Raw genomic sequence first — 21,695 nt, 5'->3', positions numbered from 1 at the left:
ACGGGTGCTATGGACATAAACCATTCAAAAAACCCCTCCTTTAAAGGAGGGGTTCAATTATTTAAGCGTCTTCGAGGTTACCGAATGAACCAAAAAATTCATAGTGAACATCCTCTTTTGGCACTTCCCATTGTTTCAGAGCAGAGTTCACCACCTGCATGAACGGCAATGGTCCGCAGAAGTAGAATTGGGCATCTTTTGATGGAAGAACCTCCTGCAGCCATTCGAGCGTAACGTATCCTTCCCGGTCAAAATACTCTTTTTCACGGTCCTCGTTAGAGGGCTGTGTATAAATAAAATAAGAAGCGATGTTTGGATTCTGTTCACTCACCTTACGGACTTCTTCCCTGAAAGCATGAACGCTTCCATTTTGCACCGCTTCAATAAAGACAACCCTGCGATCGGGCTGATTGGCATTGATGGTATGCAGCATACTTGTAACCGGAGTGAGACCAACTCCTCCGCTAATCAGCACAACCGGCCGATTACTGTTAACATCCAAGTAAAAATCACCCGCAGGAGCAGAAATCGGAAGAACATCTCCTTCATTGTATAACTGATGCAAATCCGTGGAAACCACACCTGGACCTATGTCTTCCCCTTTTGAACCTTCACGTTTTACACTGATTCGGAAATATTCCAGTCCCGGACGGTCAGACAGGCTGTACTGCCTCAAGTGTGTATATTCCTCCTGCGGAATTTCAACTTTTACTGTAATATATTGTCCCGGCAGGAAGGATGGCAATTCTTCTCCATCTTCAGGCTTTAAATAAAAAGAGGTAATAACCTCGCTTTCCTTAACCTTCTTGTCAATGATGAAATTTTTGAAGCCTCCCCAGCCACCTGCCTGAGTCTCCGCACTTTTATAAAATCCTTCTTCCATCTTAATAAATGCGCTGGAAATAATTTGATAAGCGTCAGCCCATGCATCAAGTATCTCGTCAGTCGCCGCATCCCCGAGAATTTCCTTGATTGCGCCAAGCAAATGTTCACCTACAATGGGATAATGCTCCGGCTTTACCTGAAGACTTCGGTGTTTTTGGCCAATCCTTTCAAGAATGGGCATGATCTGGCTGAGATCCTCTATGTTTGCTGCAGCTCCATACACGGCATCCGCCAATGCTTTTGGCTGATGGCCTGTAATCTGGTGGGTCATATTAAACATGTTTTTCAATTCGGGATGACTTTCGAATAACCGCTGATAGAATTTCTTGGTAATCGCCTCACCATGTTCTTTTACAACCGGAAGTGTCTGTTTGATCACTTCTAGTTTATGAGGGTCCAGCTGTTTTACCATTTGGCTCACTTCTTCACGCTGTTCCTGTTTGTTTCTATCCACTGTCAAAGCCTCCTTTTTTTCACTATAAGACACGTACCCTATTTCATCTTTAGCGACGCATGTTATTTTTATACAGCTATGTAGTCATAGAAAATAAAAAACAGCTGACATCACGGGGATGCAGCTGTACAAATGAATGCCCTACAAAAACCTTTCCTTTGTATGCTGGAGGCTTTGGATGAGCACCTGATCTTTCATCATGAAGCTGAACTTCTGTTGTCCCTCAAATGATTCTGGAAGTTCCTCAAAAAAGACAGGTCCGTTTGTTTCATAATAACGATCCTTCAACAAAATTTTATCCACTGTGGCATAATAGATGTTTTTAATGATGATGCCGCCTTTACCGTCAACCTTATACTGACCCAAATAATGAAGAGAGGAAACATGTCCCCCCGTTTCTTCAAAAACTTCACGGACAGCAGCCTGCTCAGCATTTTCTCCAGGTTCAACCTTTCCGCCGGGAAATTCGATTCCCCGCCGCGGATGCTCTGTCAGCAGCCATTGTCCGCGGAACCGGCACAAGACCCAGACATGCTTTGGTTCAGTGGAAAAAGGATGATCATCAAAGGAAAGTTTAACTGTATTATCATAATAATCTTTAAAAGTAATGGGTTCCATTGTTTAGTTACTCCAAATCACTAGGTTAATTCTATTGTAAAGAAGGAGGCATACATTTGTCCAATCCCTTAAAATGCTTTGGTACCCTTTTTATTAGTTCCCTATCTATTATTCCATATTTATATAAAAATAAAAAATTTGTTCAAGTAAACAGGAATTAGAGTTCGTTAAATTTTAATTGAATGTTTTGAACAAGTTATAAGTTAACACCCTTATTTGCATTTGTAAACCTCACTCTTTCCCGATTCATCCTAAAGTCAAATAAAGGTGTAAAAGATTAAAAACAGATATATTCAAGGGACTTTCGCCTGATTTTCCGGTGAGCATTTGACATAAGAATTTATTCATGTAACATAGGTGAATGTAAGGAAAATTTTTAACGAATTAAATTTTTCTAATAAGGATGGTTGGAATGCAAGATCATAATGAGATGGCTCGGGAAGCTATTGAACGAGCAAAGGGAAACGTCGTCCACTCCATTGCAGAAACGATGGATCTTTATGGGGTTACTCCTTCTGCAGGCAGGCTCTATGGCACCATGTATTTTGAAAATGCCATGACGCTTGATGAAATGAAGGAAGAGCTGAAGATGAGCAAGCCGAGTATGAGTACGGCTGTCCGGACACTTCAGGAGATTAATGTGGTTCATAAAACGTGGCAAAAAGGTTCACGCAAGGATGTTTTTGTTGCGGAAAAAAACTTTTTCAAATCACTGATTCATTTTTTCTGCATTAAATGGATGCGTGAAGTGAGACTTAATCTGGAAGCCATTGAAATGTCGGAGAAGGACTTACAGGCCGTCATTCAGGATTCAAAGGTGGATAAAGCCATCCGGGCTGAAGCAGAACGCCATTATGAGCTGATCCACGAGTCAAAGAAGTATTATTATTGGCTTGAAACACTTGTTGAAAGTTTTGAGACCGGAGACATATTCCGCTATCTTCCCATACCGGATGACGACAAAAAGTAAATCAGCCTGGTCATTCCACACAACAGTAAGATCGCTTAATCCCCATCACATCATTGGGGAGCGGGGAATTTTGTTCTTAGAACAAACATTCACTGGAAAAGCGGGTACTGCACCCCTGTCCCTTTACCCTCGTATGCATGTGGATAGAGATGGTTTCTTCCATAGGGAACCCTCGTCTGCAAGTTGTTTTCTGATTTTTTCCCATTCCCGAATTTTTCTTACTACTACAATTGAATGAAGCCAACATCCAGTGCGGAGCATTGCATGATTTTTATGTCTATGCCCCACTACGAATTCAAGCGTTTTCAATTCTATCCGAGACAAACCACGAAACACTAGACTTTAGGAGGTTGGTACAAACCATGAGTATGAATGCACCAAAACAACCAAATTCGGGTGACGGACAGCAGGTAAGCCGCAAAAGCAGCAAACCGCCATTTTGGAACCCCATGACGGTCGCCGTTACCGGATTTATTGTCTTTTCATTAATCACGCTTGCTTATTCTTTGTTTGCTAAGAAAACCATTTATTGGCCAGGACTGTTCATCATGCTTGGATTGTATTGCCTGTTTTATTACATTGGCGCAAAAGCCGTGGAAAAACGAAAAGGAAAAACGGATGACATGCTGGTCGCCGGCCGTTCAATGCCGCTCTGGCTGTCAATGTTCACCATGACTGCAACCTGGGTGGGCGGAGGCTATATTGCCGGTACCGCAGAAACTGTTTATTCCGATGGTATTGTATGGACGCAAGCGCCATGGGCTTATGCGATCAGCCTGATTTTGGGTGGCATCTTTTTCGCCCGTAAAATGAGAAGAATGGAATTCATGACCATGCTGGATCCTTTGGAATCACGGTTTGGGAAAAAGATGGCTGGATTGCTTTATATCCCTGCCCTTCTGGGTGAATTATTCTGGAGCGCAGCCATTTTAACAGCGCTTGGTACAACATTTGGCGTTATTTTAGGTTTAAGCTTTACCGTTTCCATCATTTTCTCGGCCATAGTTGCCATCGCATATACCGTTGTAGGAGGACTATGGGCCATTGCTCATACAGATGTGCTGCAAATTACCATAATGTTTGCAGGTCTTCTACTTGTGTTGCCTTTTGCATTTTCACACGTTGGAGGTTTCCAGGAAGCCTTCAGTAACTATTCGGGAAATATGAAAGGTGCTACAAGCATGTTCCCGCCGCTCACCGGCTGGGATGACCCTGAGTGGGGCAACAAATATTGGTATTGGTGGGACTATGCACTGCTTCTGATTTTCGGAGGAATTCCCTGGCAGATTTATTTCCAGCGGGTTCTTTCTGCCAAGAACGAAAACGTTGCAATGTGGCTCTCTATCTCTGCCGGATTACTTTGTGCGCTGGCAGCCATTCCTCCGACCTTGATTGGAATTGCAGGATTCAACGCAGACTGGGCATCACTGGGGACATCCAAACCGGAGAATGCGTCACTGATCCTGACCTATGTATTTAAATACATGACGCCTGAATTCGTCGGAGCCATCGCACTCGGCGGTCTCGCAGCAGCAGTTTTGGCAGCTGTCGCGGCTTCCTTCCTGTCTGCTTCGGGAATGGCTTCATGGAATGTTTACCGTCCATTGGTCAAAAAGAAAGCTACACCACAGGACTTGCAAAAGGTGATCCGGCGCTGTGTCATCATCATCGGTGTGGGAGCCACATTGATCGCTCTCAATACGAAAAGTGTTTATTCACTATGGTATTTATCAAGCGACATGGTTTATTGCATCCTCTTCCCGCAATTGACCTGTGCCCTTTATTATAAATGGGCCAATAAATATGGATCCATAGCAGGATTCATGGTCGCCGTTATTTTAAGGTTTGGCGGAGGAGAGCCTGTGCTGAACATCCCATCATTCATTCCTTATCCGATGGTCGAAGATGGGACGATTTACTTTCCGTTCCGTACGACTTCCATGCTTGCCGGGCTCATCACCATTCTTGTCGTGTCGTATCTGACTCGCCATAAATGTCCGCCTCTTCCTCTTACCAATGTAAGAAGAAACAAACACGAAACTGTCAAATAGGATATTAATGACAGGGGATCTCCCCGGTCTTTTGATCTTAGAACCATGATTTTACTACCATTTTTAATCACATAAAAAGCCGCATGGTATGCTTACCATGCGGCTTTTGGCATTATACAATCGATGCGAAAGTAATGACCCAATGGCTATTAACTTTTTCAAATCCGAGTGTTATACTATACTCCCCATATAAATCGCTCTTGTTATGCTGAACAAGGTGATATGATGATTCACTTAGCTTCTTTAACTCAAAGGGCTGGTTTTTTTCCACCCATGGAGGAAGGTCGGTAGGAATCACGTATAACTTTCCATTTTTTTCTTCAAATAATCCATTTACATAGTCACTCGCCATCTGTTTAGAAGCAACATGCCTAACGTCCTTGATCATTTCCGATTTGCTTGAAAAATCTTGTACTCTATAGTGATCATCTGTTTTGGTTTGGAGTTTATTAATAAATTCCTGGGATAATTGCATAGCCTTCGCTTTCGTCATAGGCATTTCCTCTGCCTGAGCGCTTTGCTCCGCAAACGAACTTTCTTTCATTACTGAAGAATCCTTTAATGAGCCAGGAGTACCAAATACCGCCAACATTATGATTAAAAAACTGGTTGCATAATATCGCAAATCTGTTCACCGCCCTAAATTTTTAATATAAATGTTTTGTTAAATGAACTATTCCTTTAATAAAGAAGAAGAAAACCTCTTTTTTTCTTTTGTTTCTTTCTTTAGTCCTAAGATACTTCATATCTTCACGATTCCCTGCCTAAAGAATCAGATTCATAAAAAATACGACTATAGTTATAGTCGTCTAGTTAAGTGCGTATTATCCGGCTTTCCGGCTTCGTCCCAAACGGCCGGTCCCCCTTTTTCCTACTTCATATAAACCCGTGGCTGCAAGTCCTGCGAGCCCGCCTGACCAAACTCGAAGATCTGCCGTCATATCGGTGAAAGGATAGGCACAAAGCCCAATGAAAATTCCAATGAAAAAGCTGATTAATGGAATGAATCTTTTCCGAATAGGGAAAGTACGTTTTAACAGCTGTACGAGACTCGTTACCAAAGGCGTTAAAAGTGAGGCAAACGTCACAATAGGTTCCATTCCTCATCCTCCTTTGCTTTTCCATCTTCTGTTAAGTAAAGCTTATAGGTTATAGTTCAACTTCCAATTACAAATACCTTCTATTTCAATTAAAAACGAAATAACCCGTACCATCTATGGCCAGCTGCATAAACTAAATTTGCTGGGACAGATTTACTTTCCAGCAGATTGTGCATACTAAAGCTAGAAAAAGAGATACACAATGCATAACAGGAGTGAAACGCATGAAAAGAGAAGATGATTTGTATTTAATTATGCTGGAATCGAATGAACTGACCTGGTGGGAATACGCAAGAAAGGTGTCACCAAACGTCAGGCCCAAACAATACAAAACCTATTGGTCCTTTCTGAAAAATAAAGGCAAGCTTCCGAAACGGCTCGTGAAAGAAGCTGAATGGAGGATGGAAGCTCGCCGTAAAGGATTACTGGATTCATAAAAAAATAACCCCTCTTTTTTAAAGGGGTTATTTTAGTTAATAGCCTGTTTTATGTAAAACCATAAGCAAATCATTCAATTTTTTCACCCGGTCATCTTCCGCTTCTTTTAAACCCAGTTCAATTTCCATCAGTTCAGACTGGACCAGCTCTTTCGCATAGTTTTGCGTTAACGTAAGATCCGCCAGCAGCAATTTGTCAGCAACGCTAAGACTCATAAGAAAATCCCTCCCTTTTATTATTATAAAGGGAGAAAGTTCACAGAAGAACGTCCAAAATTATGGTAATTTCCTAAAGCAGCGTTACACGCTCACATTATCCTCACCTTGCATTGAGTTCCATTCTCTTTCCAATTCGGATAATGTAAATTCCTGCAGCAGCCGCTGCTCCTGCATCATAAAACCCTGGTGAAGCAACTTCTGGATAAGAAACTGTTTTCTATTTTCAACCGCCCTGCGCAATTGTCCTTGTGGAACATTCATTGTTTAGAGTGATCCTTTCTTTTTTATCTACAGTTCTCTCCAGTTTTCGCAGTTTTCATTCCTAAACTGATTTGGCAACAGAATTGCTCCACTCCTCCAGAACTGCAGGCGGAGCACCCCAGCTTAGCCAGGAAACCATGGTTTTCAGCCCCGATTTGCTTACATACCAATATTCATAGCGCCGTTTCGAAAGGTTTTCATAGATGCCCGTTTTTTTAACTTTTCCATCCATCGTTATTCGCCTCCCGTCTTTACACTAAACAATTCTACTTTGCCCGCTGACTTCCTTCCTTGCTTGCTAAAAATTTTACAGATATAAACAATCAGGAACTCGGGTATAGAAAAGAAGAATGGTATTGGAGGAAAGCAATGAACGAATTATTTGAATACCCAACCCTTCAGCTCGCCCGTAAGCTGTTGGGCATGGAGCTCGTCCATGAAACAGAGGAAGGGCTGACTTCTGGAATTATTGTTGAAGCCGAAGCCTATATGGGACCTGAAGACCGGGCCGCCCACTCGTATGGGGAAAGGCGGACACCACGGACAGAAATCATGTATGCAGATGCCGGCCATGTATATGTATACTTCATTTATGGCATGCATACATGCTTTAACATCGTATCTGGTCCGCTTCATAAGCCGGAAGCCATATTAATCCGCGCGCTCGAGCCAAAAGAAGGTGTTCCGCTGATGATGAAGCGCCGGAACATGGAAGTTTCATTACTTGAAAATGGCGCCTGGAACCTTAAAGAGTTAAAAAAACTGGCCAATGGACCAGGTAAATTGTGCAAAGCGATGGGCATTACACTTGAAGACTATGGAATCAAACTCAATTCTGAGCACCTTTATTTAAGAGAATATAAAAACATTCCTGAACAGGACATTGTATCAGGACCGCGTGTTGGTGTTGATTATGCCGGCGAAGCAGCACGTTACCCCTACAGATTTTGGGTTAGGGATAATCTGTTTGTATCAAAATAAGGTCCTGTCCAATAAGTGTCTTTGAAGCTCTTGAAAGCGTTACTTTCCGTTCCAAGATGCTCGCTTTTACCGGCGCGAGCGCCTACCTTCGCAGGGCGTACGCTGAGCCCCACCGGCGCCAGCGCCTGTGTACCGGCGTAAACGCCTACCTTGCCTCACCTGTCACGCTTCCCTTGCAGGACAAGGAAGGCTACGGCCCTTTTGTGTGACATTAAGCGTCTCTTGATTAATTAAAAATTAACTACCCGTGTTAATTAAATTTTGGAAGAAAATAAGAGCACTCCCTCAGGAGTGCTCTTTCATCATTTTCTCTTCAAACAACAGGTCCACATCGTGGTCTTCTTCAGGGTCAAACGGATCCGTTAACTTTTCATTCAAACAGGCAAGGACAATGCCATCCAACTGAGAAAATGAGCGGATGCGCTTGTTCATCCACAAATGTACGATAATGAACCATACAACCACCAGCAACACGGTTTTCATTGTGGTTTCCTGAGAAAAGGAAAGGTTATTAATGGTGAGGATATCCATGGCAAAGCTGGTAAACAGGCCAATAAGAACCCCCACTGAATAACCGATCGGTTTGCCGCTCTTTAGCGTCCTGATATTCGTCCGGAGATAGGTATGCAATAATCTCAATTCGGTTCTTCTCATTTGTAAAAAGAAGCTTCGCAAAAAACGCAAATTGGGAAGCAGTCCTCTGGAAATATCCCGTTTCATCGTCGTTTGAAAAAACAAATCAAGATCAGCAGGTGCGCCCAGGCTATTTTTTAACTTTCGGTGCACGAAGTTGTGATAATAATAATATCGAATACTGAACTCTATAAGTTTTACCACAATCATGCCCACCACAACCGCAGTGACAAATTGCACCCAAAAGTTTTGAAACACAGCTTCCGCCAGCACGCCCAATGCAAAATATCCGGCCGCTGCTTTTGCCCAAAGCAGTTTGCTCACTAATACGATTAATTGCCAAAATTGATCCATGCTGCCTTCCTCCTGACAGAAGCATTTCTATTTATCATGATACCACCTTTTTTGGTGAAAAAGGCAATATTTTACGATTTCACGGAAAATTAACAAGAAAAAAGACGGCCCCCAAACCATGACTGGTTAAGGTGCCGTCCTCTTGTTTACTGTTTAATTATACACTTGCACTGACTGATGACGGGCGGTCCATATGTTTTTCCTCTGTCTTCGCAACCATCACCGCACATGCTGCATCGCCTGTGATGTTAACAGAAGTTCGAAGCATATCAAGCAACCGGTCAACTCCGAGAATAAGGGCAATTCCTTCTACCGGAAGACCAACCGATTGCAGCACCATCGCCAGCATGATCAAACCTACTCCAGGAACACCGGCCGTTCCGACTGAAGCAAGAACAGCTGTCAAAATGACCGTCAGCATTTCACCGATCGTCAGGCTGTGGTTGAACACCTGCGCGATGAAAATGGTGGCAACACCCTGCATGATCGCTGTTCCATCCATGTTAATGGTGGCGCCAAGCGGCTGTACAAAGCCGCTGATCGGTTCCGGAACATCCAGGTTTTCCTGAGCGGTTTTCATCGAAATCGGAAGTGTCGCATTGGAGCTCGAAGTACTAAAGCCAAGAGCCATCGCTGGCGCAAAACCTTTAAAGAACCAAATTGGGCTTTTCTTTGCAACCAGGGCAACGGTTCCTCCGTACGTTATGATGGAGTGAATCAACAATACGGCAACAACCACAATCATGTAGAGCGCCATCGCTTTCAGTGCGCCAAGGCCATAGTTGCCGACTGCGGAAGCAATCAATGCAAAGGCACCATAAGGAGCAACTTTCATTACGAGATTAACGAGATACATCATAATCTCGTTTCCTTGTTCAATCAGGTTCAAAATCCCTTTTGTTTTACTGCCAAGCATGGTAAGCGCAAATCCTACAAATACAGAAAATGCAATGATTTGCAGCATGTTACCATCCGTCATGGCTGCAACCGGGTTTTCAGGAATAATCCCCATCAAAGTCTCAGTAACCGGAGGTGCTTTTTCTGCTTTAAATTCAAGACCTTGTGTCTGAAAGCCTCCACCGGCTCCTGGCTTAACAATCAATGATACCGACATGGCGATGATAATCGCGATGGTCGTGGTAGCGAGAAAATAGATTATGGTCTTCGCACCGATTCTCCCCAGTTTCTTTGGATCTCCCAATCCAGCTGTCCCCAAAACAATAGAAAAGAATACAATTGGTACAACCAGCATCTTAATGAGCTTTAAAAAGATTTGTCCAACAGGTGTTAAAAAGTATTTATCGATGCCATCGAACGCACTTGGAAAGGCAAGGTTCAGAATTAAACCAACAATGACCCCCAGCACAAGACCAATAATAATTTTAACCGATAATTTCATCTCATCTCCCCCATATCTCTAATATCAATCTAAAAGACTGGTATAAAAATACCCTCTTTTAAGAAATTTATTCCAAATAAAAACCCACGAAAAGAGCGAGACTTCTCGTGGGCAGACTTGTGGCTTAATTTGCACATACGTATCACTCTCCAAAACGCTTCCGAGGTTAGCTGTCGGATTAGGCAACGAGATTTATGCCTTCTAAATTACATTTAGATTCACCCCTAGGCTTAAAAAAGCCGTCGATTGGTTCCCCCGGTTTCTGTGCCCAGAAACTCAGCGATTCACTTTATTCGGTTACTACCATAGTATCAATGTTACAAAAATTTTGTCAAGTTCCCTCGAAAAATCAATAATATTTTCCAATGTAAATTAATTCAATGTGTAACCCCACCAGCTTTTTGCCTTAGGGCGAAATATATAAAGAATAGACAGAAATTCCTAAATAGGAGGCAAATAAGAAATGAGAATTGTTTTTTTTGAAAAAGGAGACCTCAGTATTATCGTTGGATCTTCACGCTTAAAAGGTGAGTTGACGATAGAGCAAATCAAGAATGAGAGCGAAAAGAAAGCAAAAGAGCTCAGCCAGCTGCTTGGCCGCGAGATCGGTTTCATGATCGATATGAACGGAAAGCTTGAAAATGATATTAAACGCTAGGTCCATATAAGAAAACTGCAAGAAAACCGGACAGCCCCCGCTGCCCGGTTTTCTTTTGGTCATCTGATCTTCAGTTCTCCAATTACCCGCTGGGCTATCAAATAATATCCCCGTGGGTTAGGATGAATGGCATCCGAGAAATATTCCCGCTTTGAAATGCCGTTAAATAGCTCATATGTTGAGATATATGTTGAATTCGGTGTTTTTTCGGTGATTTCCTGAATGGATATATTCCATTTCTTAATCACCTGTGCGGAAACAGCATCATAAAAGTTTTCAGTATATGGATTATAAAGCCCTAAAATGTATATATGAGCTCTTTTGTTTTGCTGGCGCAGTTTTTTCGTGATTTTATCCAGGTTGCTGTACAGCATCTTCTGGCCGATGGCCATTTCCTGCTGATTGATGTTTCTGAAGTTCCAGCCTGCAGTTTTTCTATAATCATTTGTGCCGATAAATAAGAAGATATAATTGGCCTGGCGGACGGACCTCGATACCATTCCATTGCTGAGCTGCTTATACAGCTGATCCGACCTTTGCCCGCTGATTCCGTAATTGTTGAGGACCACCGGACGCTTTAGTTCTTTCTGCATCCCCTGTCTTACTAAACCGATGTAGCCTTTTCGTTTGGGGTCTCCACGTCCGTATGTCAGTGAATCTCCCAAAGCCACAATCCGGATCTGTTTAGGACGGGGTTCCTTCCCCTGGACATGAGGAGATTTCCGCTGTGAATCCCCCTGGTCCCCGCTGTATTCTTTTACAAAATAAAATATAAAAAACAATGCTGTCACCAATACAACAGCACCAAGTACGTAAATGACCTTTTTTCGGTTTCCCAAAAAAATCCTCCTCTTTCTGTACATCCCCAGACGTCATATTGACTAATTGTCTCTCTGAGTTCCCTTTTGCGTATCCATTAAAACAGCATCCCGGGAAATTATCAAGTTTTACTATTATAACGCAAATAGAAAATGTTAGCACATCGTATCCATCAAAAAGAAAAAACCCCTATTTTAAGGAGTCTTCTTCGTCAATTAAGAGATAGTCTTCGGCCGTATAATGGCGTTCTTCCCACAAATTTTCCAAATCATAATCACCCGTATCCCGTCTGACAAATGAACCTATCAGTCCTGCAGTACCCACCAGTACCAGAGCCACGGGCAGGAGTACAATGACCAGTGTTCCCATATCCACTCTCCCTTTTCTTTTTTTACATGTATATGAATAACAAAAAGGAGTTATGTGGCAGTGAAACCCTAAAAAAAGAGAAGAGAGGAATTACTCCTCTCTTCTCCATGTGATCCAATCGTTCACTTCAAGCATTTCTATAAATTTCGCCAGTCTTGGAATAACAGGTGAGGCTTTTTCTCCAAATTCAGTTTCAAGATGGGAGCTGATCGCCTCAATGGTTTGCACCCCATCAATATGCTTGGAAACATATGCGCCAAGCTCATCCAGTTTGACCGGGAAAAAGGAAGGCTGTTTCAGAAAACGGATAGACAGCCGCTCAATCGGATTTGTTCTTGGAATCATCAAGTAACTAAACCCGTCGTTGCGTTTTTCCGTATGAATGCCCGGTTTAAACATAGGCACCATTTTTAAAAGGTTTTGTTTACTCTTTTTTCTGGATTTAAAAAGGTTCATTATTTTAACTTGTCCGCTTTCGTCCGGACAGAGAACCAGTATAGCAGCCAGCAGACAAACAGGAAGATCAGGAATGGAATCAACCGGTTATCTGTCAGCGGTGTTTCCGGAATACTCACGTTAAAGAAGATTAGCACGGCGATGAGCACACCAAGCAACGATTCACCTGCAATAAGTCCTGAGGCGAACAACACACCTTTATCCGTGCGTGCCTGGCGCTCTTCTTTTGTTTTCGCAGTAACATCAACGAGCCAGCGAACGGCGCCGCCAAACATAACCGGTGCTGAAATATGAACCGGCAGATACAAGCCAACGGCCACAACGAGCGAATTCAATCCAAGGAACTCAATAACAATCGCGATGGCTGCACCAATAAATATGAGGTTCCAAGGCAAATCGCCGCCAAAAATCCCTTGAACAAGCACCTTCATAATCGCTGCTTTCGGAGCAGGAAGCTGCTGTGAGCCCATGCCATAGGATTTATCCAGAACGATCAGGATAATACCAATGACAAGTCCTGAAGCAACCACACCGATCATCATGGCAACCTGCTGCTTCCAGGGTGTACCGCCTACAAGGTGACCGGTTTTTAAATCCTGTGAAATATCACCGGCCACGGCAAGTGCTGTACAAACAATGGCTGCCACTGTTAATGCGGCTTTCATGCCTTCAATGCCGGTCAATCCGGTTACTTTATATACCAGGGTTACGATCAGCAATGTAGCGATCGTCATTCCTGAAACAGGAGATGACGAACTTCCGACAATACCCACGATTCGTGAAGCTACCGCAACAAACAGGAAGCCGAAGATGGCAATCGCAATCGCGCCAATGAAGCCAACGTTTGTCACCGGTGCTGCACCAATAATAATGACCAGTGCCACGATGCCCAAAATAACATAGCGGAACGGCATATCTTTATCAGTACGCTCAATTCCTCCGGCAACTGAACCATCAGACAATCCCTTCATGGTTTTGGCAGCTGTTGAAATCAATGTTGGCATTGTTTTAAGCAGCGTAATCAAACCGGCTACTGCCACCGCGCCTGCGCCGATATATTTGATATAGCTATCCCAGATTCCCCAGGCATCAAGTTTGCCGATCGGGTCTTCTGCAGGAAAAATAGCAGTTGTGCTGTCTGCCCCGAAAAATGCGATGGCAGGAATCAATACGATCCATGCCAGCAAACCGCCGGCAAGCATCTGTCCGGCAATCCGCGGCCCAATAATATAGCCCACACCAAGCAGGGCAGGGAAAATATCCATACCGACCACTGTATTTTTCAATTTGCCTACTTGCGTTTCAATTTCTGTTTTAAACAGCATGAAGCCGTCTCCCAAAACTTTGACAAGACCGCCGAACAAGAATCCGATGGCCACTGTTTTGGCATTGGCTCCGCCCTTTTCACCGGATTTCAGTACTTCCGCACATGCCGTTCCTTCCGGATAAGGCAATACTCCGTGCTCTTTTACAATCAGCATCTGGCGCAAAGGAACCATCATAAAGACGCCGAGCAGCCCACCGGTAAGCACGATAAAAATAATAACAGTCTGTGACAAATCAATATCAAGCAGGAAAAATGCAGGAAGCGTGAATACGGCTCCGGCCCCAATCGCTTCACCCGCTGTTGTCATCGTTTGCACGATATTGTTTTCGAGGATTGAATCTCTCCGGAAGATTCCTCTCAAGACACCCATGGAAATGACTGCCGCAGGAATGGAAGCGGAAACAGTCAAACCTACTTTAAGTCCCAAATACGCATTCGCCGCACCAAATACAATCGCCAGAATGATACCAAAAATAATTGCAACTGCAGTTAACTCCGGCAATGAACGTGATGAGGGAATGTAAGGAACAAAGGATGAGGACTTTTCTTGTTTGTTGTCCATCATTAACACCGCCTAATCATCAGAAATTTTGAACAGAAACCATTATAGCACAATTCGACAAAACCCGAGTTTTCCAAATGTTTCTGCTATTTCCGCTCAACTATTTAAAGGTTCCCTATTCTCTTGTGAACTTATCCATTTTTCGAAAAAAATGAAGCAAATCGTTCGGCAGCAAAAAGGATTTATGTTTATTAACAGCCTGAAAGGGAACGTAATATATGTGTAAATGTAGGAGGGATAAACCATGACAGATGAACAAAAGAATCAGAATGAAAAAGGCAACGAAAAGACAAAAGAGGACGTAGAGAACGTTTTTGAACAGGGAGCAATCGAACAGCGGGAAACGCTCGATACCGAATCCCAAAAGGAAAAAGACCAGAAGAAAAAAAATAAAGAATAACAAAAAGAAGGGGCAGCCATGGAGCTGCCCCTTCTTTTTGCGGTGAAAACAAAACCTGCAGGCGCGCTGCAGGTCATGATACATCTTTTATGTATGTTGGGACGAATTTCAACAGAATAGAGATGATACTGTTATACTGCTCCGGTGAAACATGAATACCATCCTTAGCGATCAGTTCTTCCTTTAGCTTCACAATGCAATCCAATTCCTCTACTGTTGCTTCAGTAGCCATATAATCAATAGTATTAATTAATTCAAGAAGCTGGTTATTCTTGTTCGTAATAAAATACGTGGATTCCAACTAGATCACCCCCTCCACTTTATTATCTGAGATATGAGGTCATTTTCCTATAAAAACAATTCGTCAAATGCCGACATATCTTACTTTTTCTGGTTTTACACAACTTTATCCCTATTCCATCTGTCATTTTATGTCGTTTTTATCAACGTATTTTCCTATACCAGAAGAATGTTTGGATATATAAAGTTTTATAAATATAATGCCCGAAAGTTCTGCAAGTTATCCAAATAATTTGGACAATGATGCAAATGGAGAGGATGCCTTGTCTTCTTCTTCATCCTTCGACTGATAGACCAGCTTTTCCGGTTCGAAAATTTTGGATTCCAGATAAGAATTGGGGTTTTTTTCAAGCTTTATCTCCTTATGGATGGCCATAAAAACTTTTGCGGTATTCAGCGCATCATCAAGCGCTCTATGCTGGGAACCTTCGAGTGAGATCTGCAGCTTGTTCAGCGCACGTGAGAGACCGTAACGGAAGCCTTTATCACTTTCATGAAGAAGACTGAACAAAAACTGAAGGTCGTTGTGATTGATAATCCAATCAACTGGAGTTTTATGGTAAGTAGAATCTGTAATCAGTGCCCATTTGTCTTCCGGTCCCCAGGAACACAAATAATACTCCCTTTTTCCGATCCACTCCCTGAAGTCTTTGATGACCGAGGTAAACGGCTGCGCATTGATCAAATCCTTCTTAGTAATCCCCGTCAGGTTGGTAATACGCGTATTTAAACTGTCCATTTTGGGCTGAACAAAAGACTGGAAATGGTCCAAAATCACCAATTCATTGTTCACCCTCCCCAAACGCACGGCACCTATTTCTATGATTTCCGACAGCCGGTTTGTCATTTCCAGATCATACACAATATAGTCCATCTTCTTCACTCCATCTCATTCTTCTTGCCTGCTCTGCCTGTCCTTTACCTTTAATTTTAGTAAATTTTTGAATGTATTGGAATGATATCCTCTCATTTACGACCGTTTCTTTGCTTGATATTTTTTATTCTATGTGCCAAAAGGAGATTATTGCCTATACACCTTAGAAAATCAGTGGTTGGCAAGCTATTTTCCTTCGTATATAATATTCAGAAATGAATAATTATTCAAAAATGAATAACAGGAGTTGGTTATCATGAGTCTTAACTCATGGAATGAAAACGAAGCAATACTCCATTCCCTGCAGGATGATATTTTGGTCACCAATGTGGATGGCACCATATTGAAGGTCAGTGAGGCTACAGGCAGAATTTATGGCGTTACCTCCGAAAGCCTGCTCGGTAAATCTGTTTATCAGCTTGCGGCAGAAGGAATGTTTGCGCCGATCGCCACGCCCATGGTTTTAAAAGAGAAGAAAAAGATTACGTTTGTTCAAACGACCCATAAAGGTAAAAAGCTGCTTGTTACTGGAATACCTGTCTTGAATGAGAACGGGGAGATCTTCCGGGTAGTAAGTTACTCGCATGACGTGACAGAGCTGTTGGAGCTTCGGAAGTTCCTGCAAACCATGGAGGGCGAAATGGAGCGTGTCAAAAGCGAACTTGACCTACTGCGCAGCCGCCAGCCTTATGACAGCGGAATCATTGCCAACAGTGCGGGAATGAAAAATGTCTTGACCACTTCGCTGCAGGTGGCAGACGTGGACGTGAATGTTCTCCTTCTCGGTGAATCGGGCGTCGGCAAATCACTCATTGCTCGATTCATTCATAACAAAAGCCCAAGAAGCAAAGGTCCTTTTATAGAAGTCAATTGCGGAGCGATTCCGGAGTCTCTGTTTGAAGCAGAGTTTTTCGGCTATGAAGCCGGAGCGTTTACCGGTGCCAGCCGCAAAGGAAAGCTCGGTCTTGCTGAATTGGCGGATGGCGGCACCCTTTTTCTCGATGAGATCGGGGAACTGCCCCTTGCCCACCAGGTAAAGGTGTTGAAATGCATTCAGGAAAAGAAGTTTTATAGAGTCGGAGGGACAAAGCCGATCACTGTCGATTTCCGGCTGATTTCTGCAACCAATAAGGATCTGGAAAAAGCCATTGTGGAAAAAACCTTCCGGGAGGATCTATATTTCCGGCTCAATGTCGTTCCGTTAATCATTCCGCCATTACGCAAAAGAACGGAGGATATTATCCCCTTGATTCACTACATCCTGGAGATGCTGCAGGAGAAATACAAACGAGAAAAGCGGCTGGATGAAGCCGTAATTCATCACCTGCTTCAATACGACTGGAAAGGCAACGTACGCGAACTTCTTAACCTGATGGAACGCCTTGTGGTTATCTCTCCCTCTTCACTCATCACAACTGAACATCTCCCTGACTACCTCAAAAAGACCTATCCCTCCCCTGTTTCCCCCGCTCCCCTTTCGAGACCGTTAAAAGAAGTTTTAGAGAATGTGGAAATACAGATGCTTCAGGAAGCCAGAAATGAGCACAAAACGACCACCCAAATGGCCCATGCACTCGGCATCAGCCAGCCATCGGTTGTCCGAAAAATGCAGAAATATGGCATTTCCTGAGGAAGTTGGCACAAAACTTGCAAGATAAAAAAACAAGATTGCAAGAATCCTCTTAAGAACAATCTCATAAGGAGGTACGTTTTGTGCCAAACCAACTCAATGAATTGATGAACGAATTGTCCGATCTGCTGGCGCCGACGATGGCGAAGGACCATCCAAACCTTCCTGTCGTAAAAGAAGAAGGCTGCTACTATTATGGATTGGACGGTAAAACGTATTTGGATTTCACATCGGGCATTGCCACAGCGAACACAGGGCACCGGCACCCCAAAGTGGTGGATGCCATTAAAAAAGGGGCCGACGAACTCATGCACGGCCCTTCCGGTGTCATTATGTATGAATCGATCCTGAAGCTCGCCAAGGAGCTCACAACCATTTTACCGAAAGGGCTCGACTGCTTCTTTTTCGCCAACAGCGGAACGGAAGCGATTGAAGGAGCGATCAAGCTTGCCAAGCATGTGACCCGCCGGCCATATGTTGTTTCTTTTACCGGCTGTTTTCACGGGCGCAGCCTCGGCGCGCTGAGTGTCACCACTTCTAAGGCGAAATACAGAAAATTTTTGCAGCCGAATGGTTTGACCTACCAGGTGCCGTATGCCTCGGTTGAAGGGTGCCCTGAAGGCGCTGATCCTGGTGAATATGCCGCAAGCAAGCTTGAAAAAGATCTGAATTCCCTGTTTAAGCATCAGGTAACCCCTGAAGAAGTGGCATGCATGATTGTTGAACCGGTGCTTGGTGAGGGAGGTTATATTGTTCCTCCTGCACAGTGGCTGAAGAAAATGCGTGAAATGTGCAATGAACATGGCATTCTGCTCATTTTCGACGAAGTGCAGACCGGCTTTGGACGGACAGGAGAATGGTTTGCTGCCCAGGCCTTCGGCGTCACTCCTGATATCATGGCGATTGCCAAAGGAATTGCCTCGGGTCTTCCGCTGAGCGCAACAGTAGCATCAAAAGAGCTGATGAAGCAGTGGCCGCTCGGCAGCCATGGCACAACGTTTGGCGGCAACCCGATTGCCTGTGCTGCAGGACTTGCGACCCTTGAAGTGTTAAAGGAAGAAAAGCTCGTGGAAAACGCCAAAGCGATGGGCACCTATGCGGCAAGCCGCCTGCTGGAAATGAAGGAGCGGCACGCCACAATTGGCAGTATCCGTTCGATCGGGCTGATGATCGGAATTGAAGTTGTGGACCCGGCAACAGGCGAGCCTAACGGAGAAGGCGTCATTAACATCCTGAATAAGAGCCTCGAAAAAGGAGTGCTTTTCTATCTGTGCGGAAACGAAGGCGAAGTAATCCGTATGATTCCTCCTCTCACCGTAAGCAAAGAACAGATCGATGAAGGGCTTGCATTGCTTGAGGCTTCCATCACAGAGTATGAAGCAGAGATTCTGCCAACCGTTAAACTGCAAAATGTATAGAAAGGAGTAAATATAATGTACAAACCAAAAGATTCATCCGCTTCTCCCCGCTTTTGCGGTGTGAAAACGTTCATGAGGCTGGAACACATCCAAACGACAGAAAACGTAGATTTCGCTGTAGCAGGGGTGCCGTTTGATACGGGCGCCTCCAATCGGACCGGCCAGCGGCTCGGTCCGCAGCACATCCGGAACTTCTCTTCCCTCCTCCGCCCCTATAATCCCGATCAGGAAATCAACATTTTTGATTACTGCAGCGGCATCGATTATGGGGATGTGGATGTCGTGCCCGGCAACATTCATCGTACTTACAGTCATATGGAAGAGTTTCTGCAGCCTCTTCTGTCATCCGGGATCATTCCTGTGATCATGGGAGGCGACCACTCCATTTCACTCGGAAACCTTAGAGCGTTTGCCAAGGAATACGGACCGGTTTCCCTCGTTCACTTTGATTCACACAGCGATACGTGGGACCACTACTTTGGTGAAAAATATACGCATGGCACGCCGTTTCGCCGGGCAGTTGAAGAGGGGCTGATTGACACGGAGCATTCCATCCAGATCGGTATGCGCGGACCGCTTTACGGCAAAGAGGACATCCAGGATGCCCGTGACCTCGGTTTTGAGGTACTTACCATGCGTGACGTTCGGAAGCTTGGCTATGAAAAAGTCGTACAAAAAATCCATGAGCGCGCTGGGGACAAGCCTGTCTTCGTTTCCTTTGATATTGATTTTGTGGACCCCGCCTATGCACCCGGCACCGGTACACCTGAAGCCGCAGGACCAACGAGCCATGAAGCTCTGGAGCTGGTCAGAAACCTGGACGGGCTTAATGTTGTGGGCTTTGATCTTGTGGAAGTTCTCCCCACTTATGACAGCGGTGAGATTACCGCCATGCTGGCAAGCTCGGTCATGTTTGAAATGATTACCCTTGTAGCTTTAAAGAAAGCAAGAACACATTCTGCCATTGAACAATCACAGCTTTAATTATTCATAAATGAATAAAGGGAGGGTTTTGATATGGGTACGCTGGACACGGTTATCATTTTTCTTTATTTTGCAGTTCTGATTGGGGTAGGCATTATCGGTTCCAAGAAAGCAAAAACAACCGAGGATTTTGCCCTTGCCGGAAGAAACCTTGGGCTTTTCATGTACCTTGGCTGTCTGTCCGCCGTTATTTTGGGAGGAGCGTCAACCATAGGCACAGCGAAGCTTGGCTATGAGTTCGGGCTTTCCGGCATTTGGTTTGTCTCCATGATCGGGCTTGGAATCATCGTTCTGGGGACCTTTTTTATCAAAAAAATTGCCAAGTACAAGGTGACAACCATCAGTGAGCTGCTCGGCAAAAAGTACAAATCTGAAGCCCGGCTGATCACCGCCATCGTTGCTTCGATATACACACTTATGGTGGCCGTAACTCAAGTCATCGGCATGGGCACCATCATCAATGTGCTGCTCGGCTGGAATTTGACGACGTCCATGTTTGTCGGCGGCGGCATCGTTCTTTTTTATACCATCCTTGGCGGTATGTGGAGCGTTACGGTGACGGATATCATTCAATTTGTCGTCATGACTGTCGGTATTTTCGCGATTATGCTGCCAATGAGCATTGCCAAGGCAGATGGAATCGGAAGCCTGCTCTCCAAATTGCCTGAATCTCATCTCAGCTTAACATCCATCGGCTATACGCAAATTTTTCAATACTTTCTCCTGTATACGCTGGGAATGGTCGTCTCTCAGGATATCTGGCAGCGCGTGTTCACCGCCAAATCACCATCCATTGCCAGGAAAGGTTCGCTTTATGCAGGCATTTATTCCATCGCTTATGCGCTTGCTGGAAGTATCATCGGAATGTGCGCATTCGTGATCCTGCCCAATCTCGGGAATACCCAAAACACATTTGCAACACTGGCATTGAACATTCTGCCAACCGGTATTCTTGGCCTGGTGCTGGCGAGCGTCATATCAGCGTTGATGTCCACTGCTTCGGGAACGCTTTTGGCTTCTTCGACCCTGATCACAAACGATATTATGCGTCAGTATTTTATGAAAGATATCAGCGATAAAAAGATGCTTGTTCTGTCCCGTGTCACCACGCTATGTGTCGGTATGCTTGCGATCAGCTTTGCCGTCTGGATTCAGGATGTGCTGGTTGCGCTCGATGTGGCTTACGCCATCCTTTCCGGCGCCATTTTCGTTCCGGTGCTATTGATGTTCTTTTGGAAAAAAGCCACACCGAATGCCGGCTTTTACTCCATCCTCGCAAGCACAATCGTTGTCATCGGCGGATTGCTTATTGAAGGCATCACGTCGACCAATCCGATCATGTATGGAATTGCGACCGGTTTTGTTGTACTAATCGGCATCTCACTGATCACTAACTACCGCAACAAAGAATCGCTTGTCACCTCTCTCAGCGATACGAAGCAAGGCTGATCCAAAGGCATGGCCGCCAAAATTCCGCACATGCCCCGGTTTCATAGCCCGCCTGAATTCATATGATGTATGGAGGAAGAGGGAAAG

General features: G+C 44.3%; 25 protein-coding genes and 1 riboswitch. Of the genes, 10 read left to right on the top strand and 15 right to left on the bottom strand.

Annotation, left to right across the window (positions count from 1 at the left end; translation table 11 throughout):
* Positions 1-61: 61 nt before the first annotated feature.
* Positions 62-1,297, bottom strand: a complete 1,236-nt coding sequence (gene hmpA, locus QYB97_RS18745) for an NO-inducible flavohemoprotein (RefSeq protein WP_301167624.1) — start codon at positions 1,295-1,297, stop codon at positions 62-64.
* A gap of 183 nt (positions 1,298-1,480) precedes the next feature.
* The gene (gene ytkD / locus QYB97_RS18740) at positions 1,481-1,957 is read right to left on the bottom strand and encodes an RNA deprotection pyrophosphohydrolase (protein WP_301167547.1); all 477 of its coding nucleotides are present in this window, start codon (positions 1,955-1,957) and stop codon (positions 1,481-1,483) included.
* A gap of 412 nt (positions 1,958-2,369) precedes the next feature.
* On the opposite strand from ytkD, the gene cudC reads away from it, so the two are divergent.
* Positions 2,370-2,927 (top strand): choline uptake/conversion transcriptional regulator CudC, encoded by a 558-nt coding sequence (gene cudC, locus QYB97_RS18735; protein ID WP_301167546.1) that lies wholly within the window; start codon positions 2,370-2,372, stop codon positions 2,925-2,927.
* 368 nt (positions 2,928-3,295) lie between these two features.
* Positions 3,296-4,978, top strand: a complete 1,683-nt coding sequence (locus QYB97_RS18730) for a high affinity choline transporter 1 (protein ID WP_425589824.1) — start codon at positions 3,296-3,298, stop codon at positions 4,976-4,978.
* A 112-nt stretch (positions 4,979-5,090) separates the two neighbouring features.
* Here the strand turns inward: QYB97_RS18730 and QYB97_RS18725 are convergent, their stop codons facing one another.
* On the bottom strand, positions 5,091-5,522 hold the full coding sequence (locus QYB97_RS18725) for a hypothetical protein (RefSeq protein WP_301167545.1): 432 nt from the start codon (positions 5,520-5,522) through the stop codon (positions 5,091-5,093).
* Positions 5,523-5,802: 280 nt separating this feature from the next.
* On the bottom strand, positions 5,803-6,078 hold the full coding sequence (locus QYB97_RS18720; RefSeq protein ID WP_301167544.1) for a holin: 276 nt from the start codon (positions 6,076-6,078) through the stop codon (positions 5,803-5,805).
* Positions 6,079-6,302: 224 nt separating this feature from the next.
* Between QYB97_RS18720 and QYB97_RS18715 the strand changes: the two genes are divergently transcribed.
* Positions 6,303-6,515: a hypothetical protein gene (locus QYB97_RS18715; RefSeq protein ID WP_301167543.1), complete on the top strand. Its 213-nt coding sequence runs from the start codon at positions 6,303-6,305 to the stop codon at positions 6,513-6,515.
* A 36-nt stretch (positions 6,516-6,551) separates the two neighbouring features.
* Here QYB97_RS18715 and abbA read toward each other — a convergent pair whose 3' ends face one another.
* The 3 genes from abbA to QYB97_RS18700 form a co-directional block, all read right to left on the bottom strand.
* Positions 6,552-6,731: an antirepressor AbbA gene (gene abbA / locus QYB97_RS18710; RefSeq protein WP_301167542.1), complete on the bottom strand. Its 180-nt coding sequence runs from the start codon at positions 6,729-6,731 to the stop codon at positions 6,552-6,554.
* Between the two features lie 84 nt (positions 6,732-6,815).
* Complete coding sequence (locus QYB97_RS18705) at positions 6,816-6,995, bottom strand: Fur-regulated basic protein FbpA (protein WP_301167541.1); 180 nt, start codon at positions 6,993-6,995, stop codon at positions 6,816-6,818.
* Between the two features lie 61 nt (positions 6,996-7,056).
* Positions 7,057-7,227 carry a hypothetical protein gene (locus QYB97_RS18700; protein ID WP_301167540.1) on the bottom strand — a complete coding sequence of 57 codons (171 nt, stop codon included), beginning with the start codon at positions 7,225-7,227 and terminating at the stop codon, positions 7,057-7,059.
* Positions 7,228-7,364: 137 nt separating this feature from the next.
* Between QYB97_RS18700 and QYB97_RS18695 the strand changes: the two genes are divergently transcribed.
* The gene (locus QYB97_RS18695) at positions 7,365-7,976 is read left to right on the top strand and encodes a DNA-3-methyladenine glycosylase (protein ID WP_301167539.1); all 612 of its coding nucleotides are present in this window, start codon (positions 7,365-7,367) and stop codon (positions 7,974-7,976) included.
* A 285-nt stretch (positions 7,977-8,261) separates the two neighbouring features.
* Here the strand turns inward: QYB97_RS18695 and QYB97_RS18690 are convergent, their stop codons facing one another.
* Together QYB97_RS18690 and QYB97_RS18685 are read right to left on the bottom strand one after the other, a co-directional pair.
* Positions 8,262-8,963, bottom strand: a complete 702-nt coding sequence (locus QYB97_RS18690; protein ID WP_301167538.1) for a hypothetical protein — start codon at positions 8,961-8,963, stop codon at positions 8,262-8,264.
* A gap of 157 nt (positions 8,964-9,120) precedes the next feature.
* Positions 9,121-10,362 carry a dicarboxylate/amino acid:cation symporter gene (locus QYB97_RS18685; RefSeq protein ID WP_301167537.1) on the bottom strand — a complete coding sequence of 414 codons (1,242 nt, stop codon included), beginning with the start codon at positions 10,360-10,362 and terminating at the stop codon, positions 9,121-9,123.
* Between the two features lie 140 nt (positions 10,363-10,502).
* A riboswitch (cyclic di-AMP (ydaO/yuaA leader) is annotated at positions 10,503-10,654 on the bottom strand.
* A gap of 171 nt (positions 10,655-10,825) precedes the next feature.
* Here QYB97_RS18685 and QYB97_RS18680 point away from each other — a divergent pair.
* A complete protein-coding gene (locus tag QYB97_RS18680) occupies positions 10,826-11,020 on the top strand; it encodes a hypothetical protein (protein ID WP_053357472.1) in 195 nt (64 codons plus the stop codon).
* A 59-nt stretch (positions 11,021-11,079) separates the two neighbouring features.
* Here the strand turns inward: QYB97_RS18680 and QYB97_RS18675 are convergent, their stop codons facing one another.
* The 4 genes from QYB97_RS18675 to QYB97_RS18660 form a co-directional block, all read right to left on the bottom strand.
* Positions 11,080-11,859 (bottom strand): GDSL-type esterase/lipase family protein, encoded by a 780-nt coding sequence (locus QYB97_RS18675; RefSeq protein WP_301167536.1) that lies wholly within the window; start codon positions 11,857-11,859, stop codon positions 11,080-11,082.
* Between the two features lie 169 nt (positions 11,860-12,028).
* The gene (locus tag QYB97_RS18670; protein ID WP_301167535.1) at positions 12,029-12,208 is read right to left on the bottom strand and encodes a hypothetical protein; all 180 of its coding nucleotides are present in this window, start codon (positions 12,206-12,208) and stop codon (positions 12,029-12,031) included.
* A 90-nt stretch (positions 12,209-12,298) separates the two neighbouring features.
* Positions 12,299-12,664, bottom strand: a complete 366-nt coding sequence (locus tag QYB97_RS18665; RefSeq protein ID WP_301167534.1) for a PqqD family protein — start codon at positions 12,662-12,664, stop codon at positions 12,299-12,301.
* The gene (locus QYB97_RS18660; protein ID WP_301167622.1) at positions 12,664-14,553 is read right to left on the bottom strand and encodes an OPT family oligopeptide transporter; all 1,890 of its coding nucleotides are present in this window, start codon (positions 14,551-14,553) and stop codon (positions 12,664-12,666) included. The genes QYB97_RS18665 and QYB97_RS18660 overlap by 1 nt, the downstream gene beginning before the upstream one ends.
* 244 nt (positions 14,554-14,797) lie before the next feature.
* On the opposite strand from QYB97_RS18660, the gene QYB97_RS18655 reads away from it, so the two are divergent.
* Positions 14,798-14,953, top strand: coding sequence for a hypothetical protein (locus tag QYB97_RS18655; RefSeq protein WP_301167533.1), 156 nt, complete (start codon positions 14,798-14,800; stop codon positions 14,951-14,953).
* A gap of 73 nt (positions 14,954-15,026) precedes the next feature.
* Here QYB97_RS18655 and QYB97_RS18650 read toward each other — a convergent pair whose 3' ends face one another.
* The gene (locus QYB97_RS18650) at positions 15,027-15,254 is read right to left on the bottom strand and encodes a hypothetical protein (protein WP_301167532.1); all 228 of its coding nucleotides are present in this window, start codon (positions 15,252-15,254) and stop codon (positions 15,027-15,029) included.
* A 219-nt stretch (positions 15,255-15,473) separates the two neighbouring features.
* Positions 15,474-16,127, bottom strand: coding sequence for a 3'-5' exonuclease (locus QYB97_RS18645; protein WP_301167531.1), 654 nt, complete (start codon positions 16,125-16,127; stop codon positions 15,474-15,476).
* 256 nt (positions 16,128-16,383) lie between these two features.
* On the opposite strand from QYB97_RS18645, the gene QYB97_RS18640 reads away from it, so the two are divergent.
* The 4 genes from QYB97_RS18640 (at position 16,384) to QYB97_RS18625 (ending at position 21,608) form a co-directional block, all read left to right on the top strand.
* The gene (locus QYB97_RS18640) at positions 16,384-17,757 is read left to right on the top strand and encodes a sigma-54 interaction domain-containing protein (protein WP_301167530.1); all 1,374 of its coding nucleotides are present in this window, start codon (positions 16,384-16,386) and stop codon (positions 17,755-17,757) included.
* A gap of 83 nt (positions 17,758-17,840) precedes the next feature.
* Positions 17,841-19,175 carry an aspartate aminotransferase family protein gene (locus tag QYB97_RS18635; RefSeq protein WP_301167529.1) on the top strand — a complete coding sequence of 445 codons (1,335 nt, stop codon included), beginning with the start codon at positions 17,841-17,843 and terminating at the stop codon, positions 19,173-19,175.
* A gap of 15 nt (positions 19,176-19,190) precedes the next feature.
* Positions 19,191-20,159, top strand: a complete 969-nt coding sequence (gene speB, locus QYB97_RS18630; protein ID WP_301167528.1) for an agmatinase — start codon at positions 19,191-19,193, stop codon at positions 20,157-20,159.
* Between the two features lie 33 nt (positions 20,160-20,192).
* The gene (locus QYB97_RS18625) at positions 20,193-21,608 is read left to right on the top strand and encodes a sodium:solute symporter family protein (RefSeq protein ID WP_301167527.1); all 1,416 of its coding nucleotides are present in this window, start codon (positions 20,193-20,195) and stop codon (positions 21,606-21,608) included.
* Positions 21,609-21,695 lie beyond the last annotated feature (87 nt).

The organism is Fictibacillus fluitans, assembly GCF_030418125.1.
In the GTDB taxonomy this organism is placed as follows: domain Bacteria; phylum Bacillota; class Bacilli; order Bacillales; family Fictibacillaceae; genus Fictibacillus_C; species Fictibacillus_C fluitans.
The sequence above is the reverse complement of the archived record's forward strand: the minus strand, read 5'-3'. Positions and strand labels throughout refer to the sequence as shown.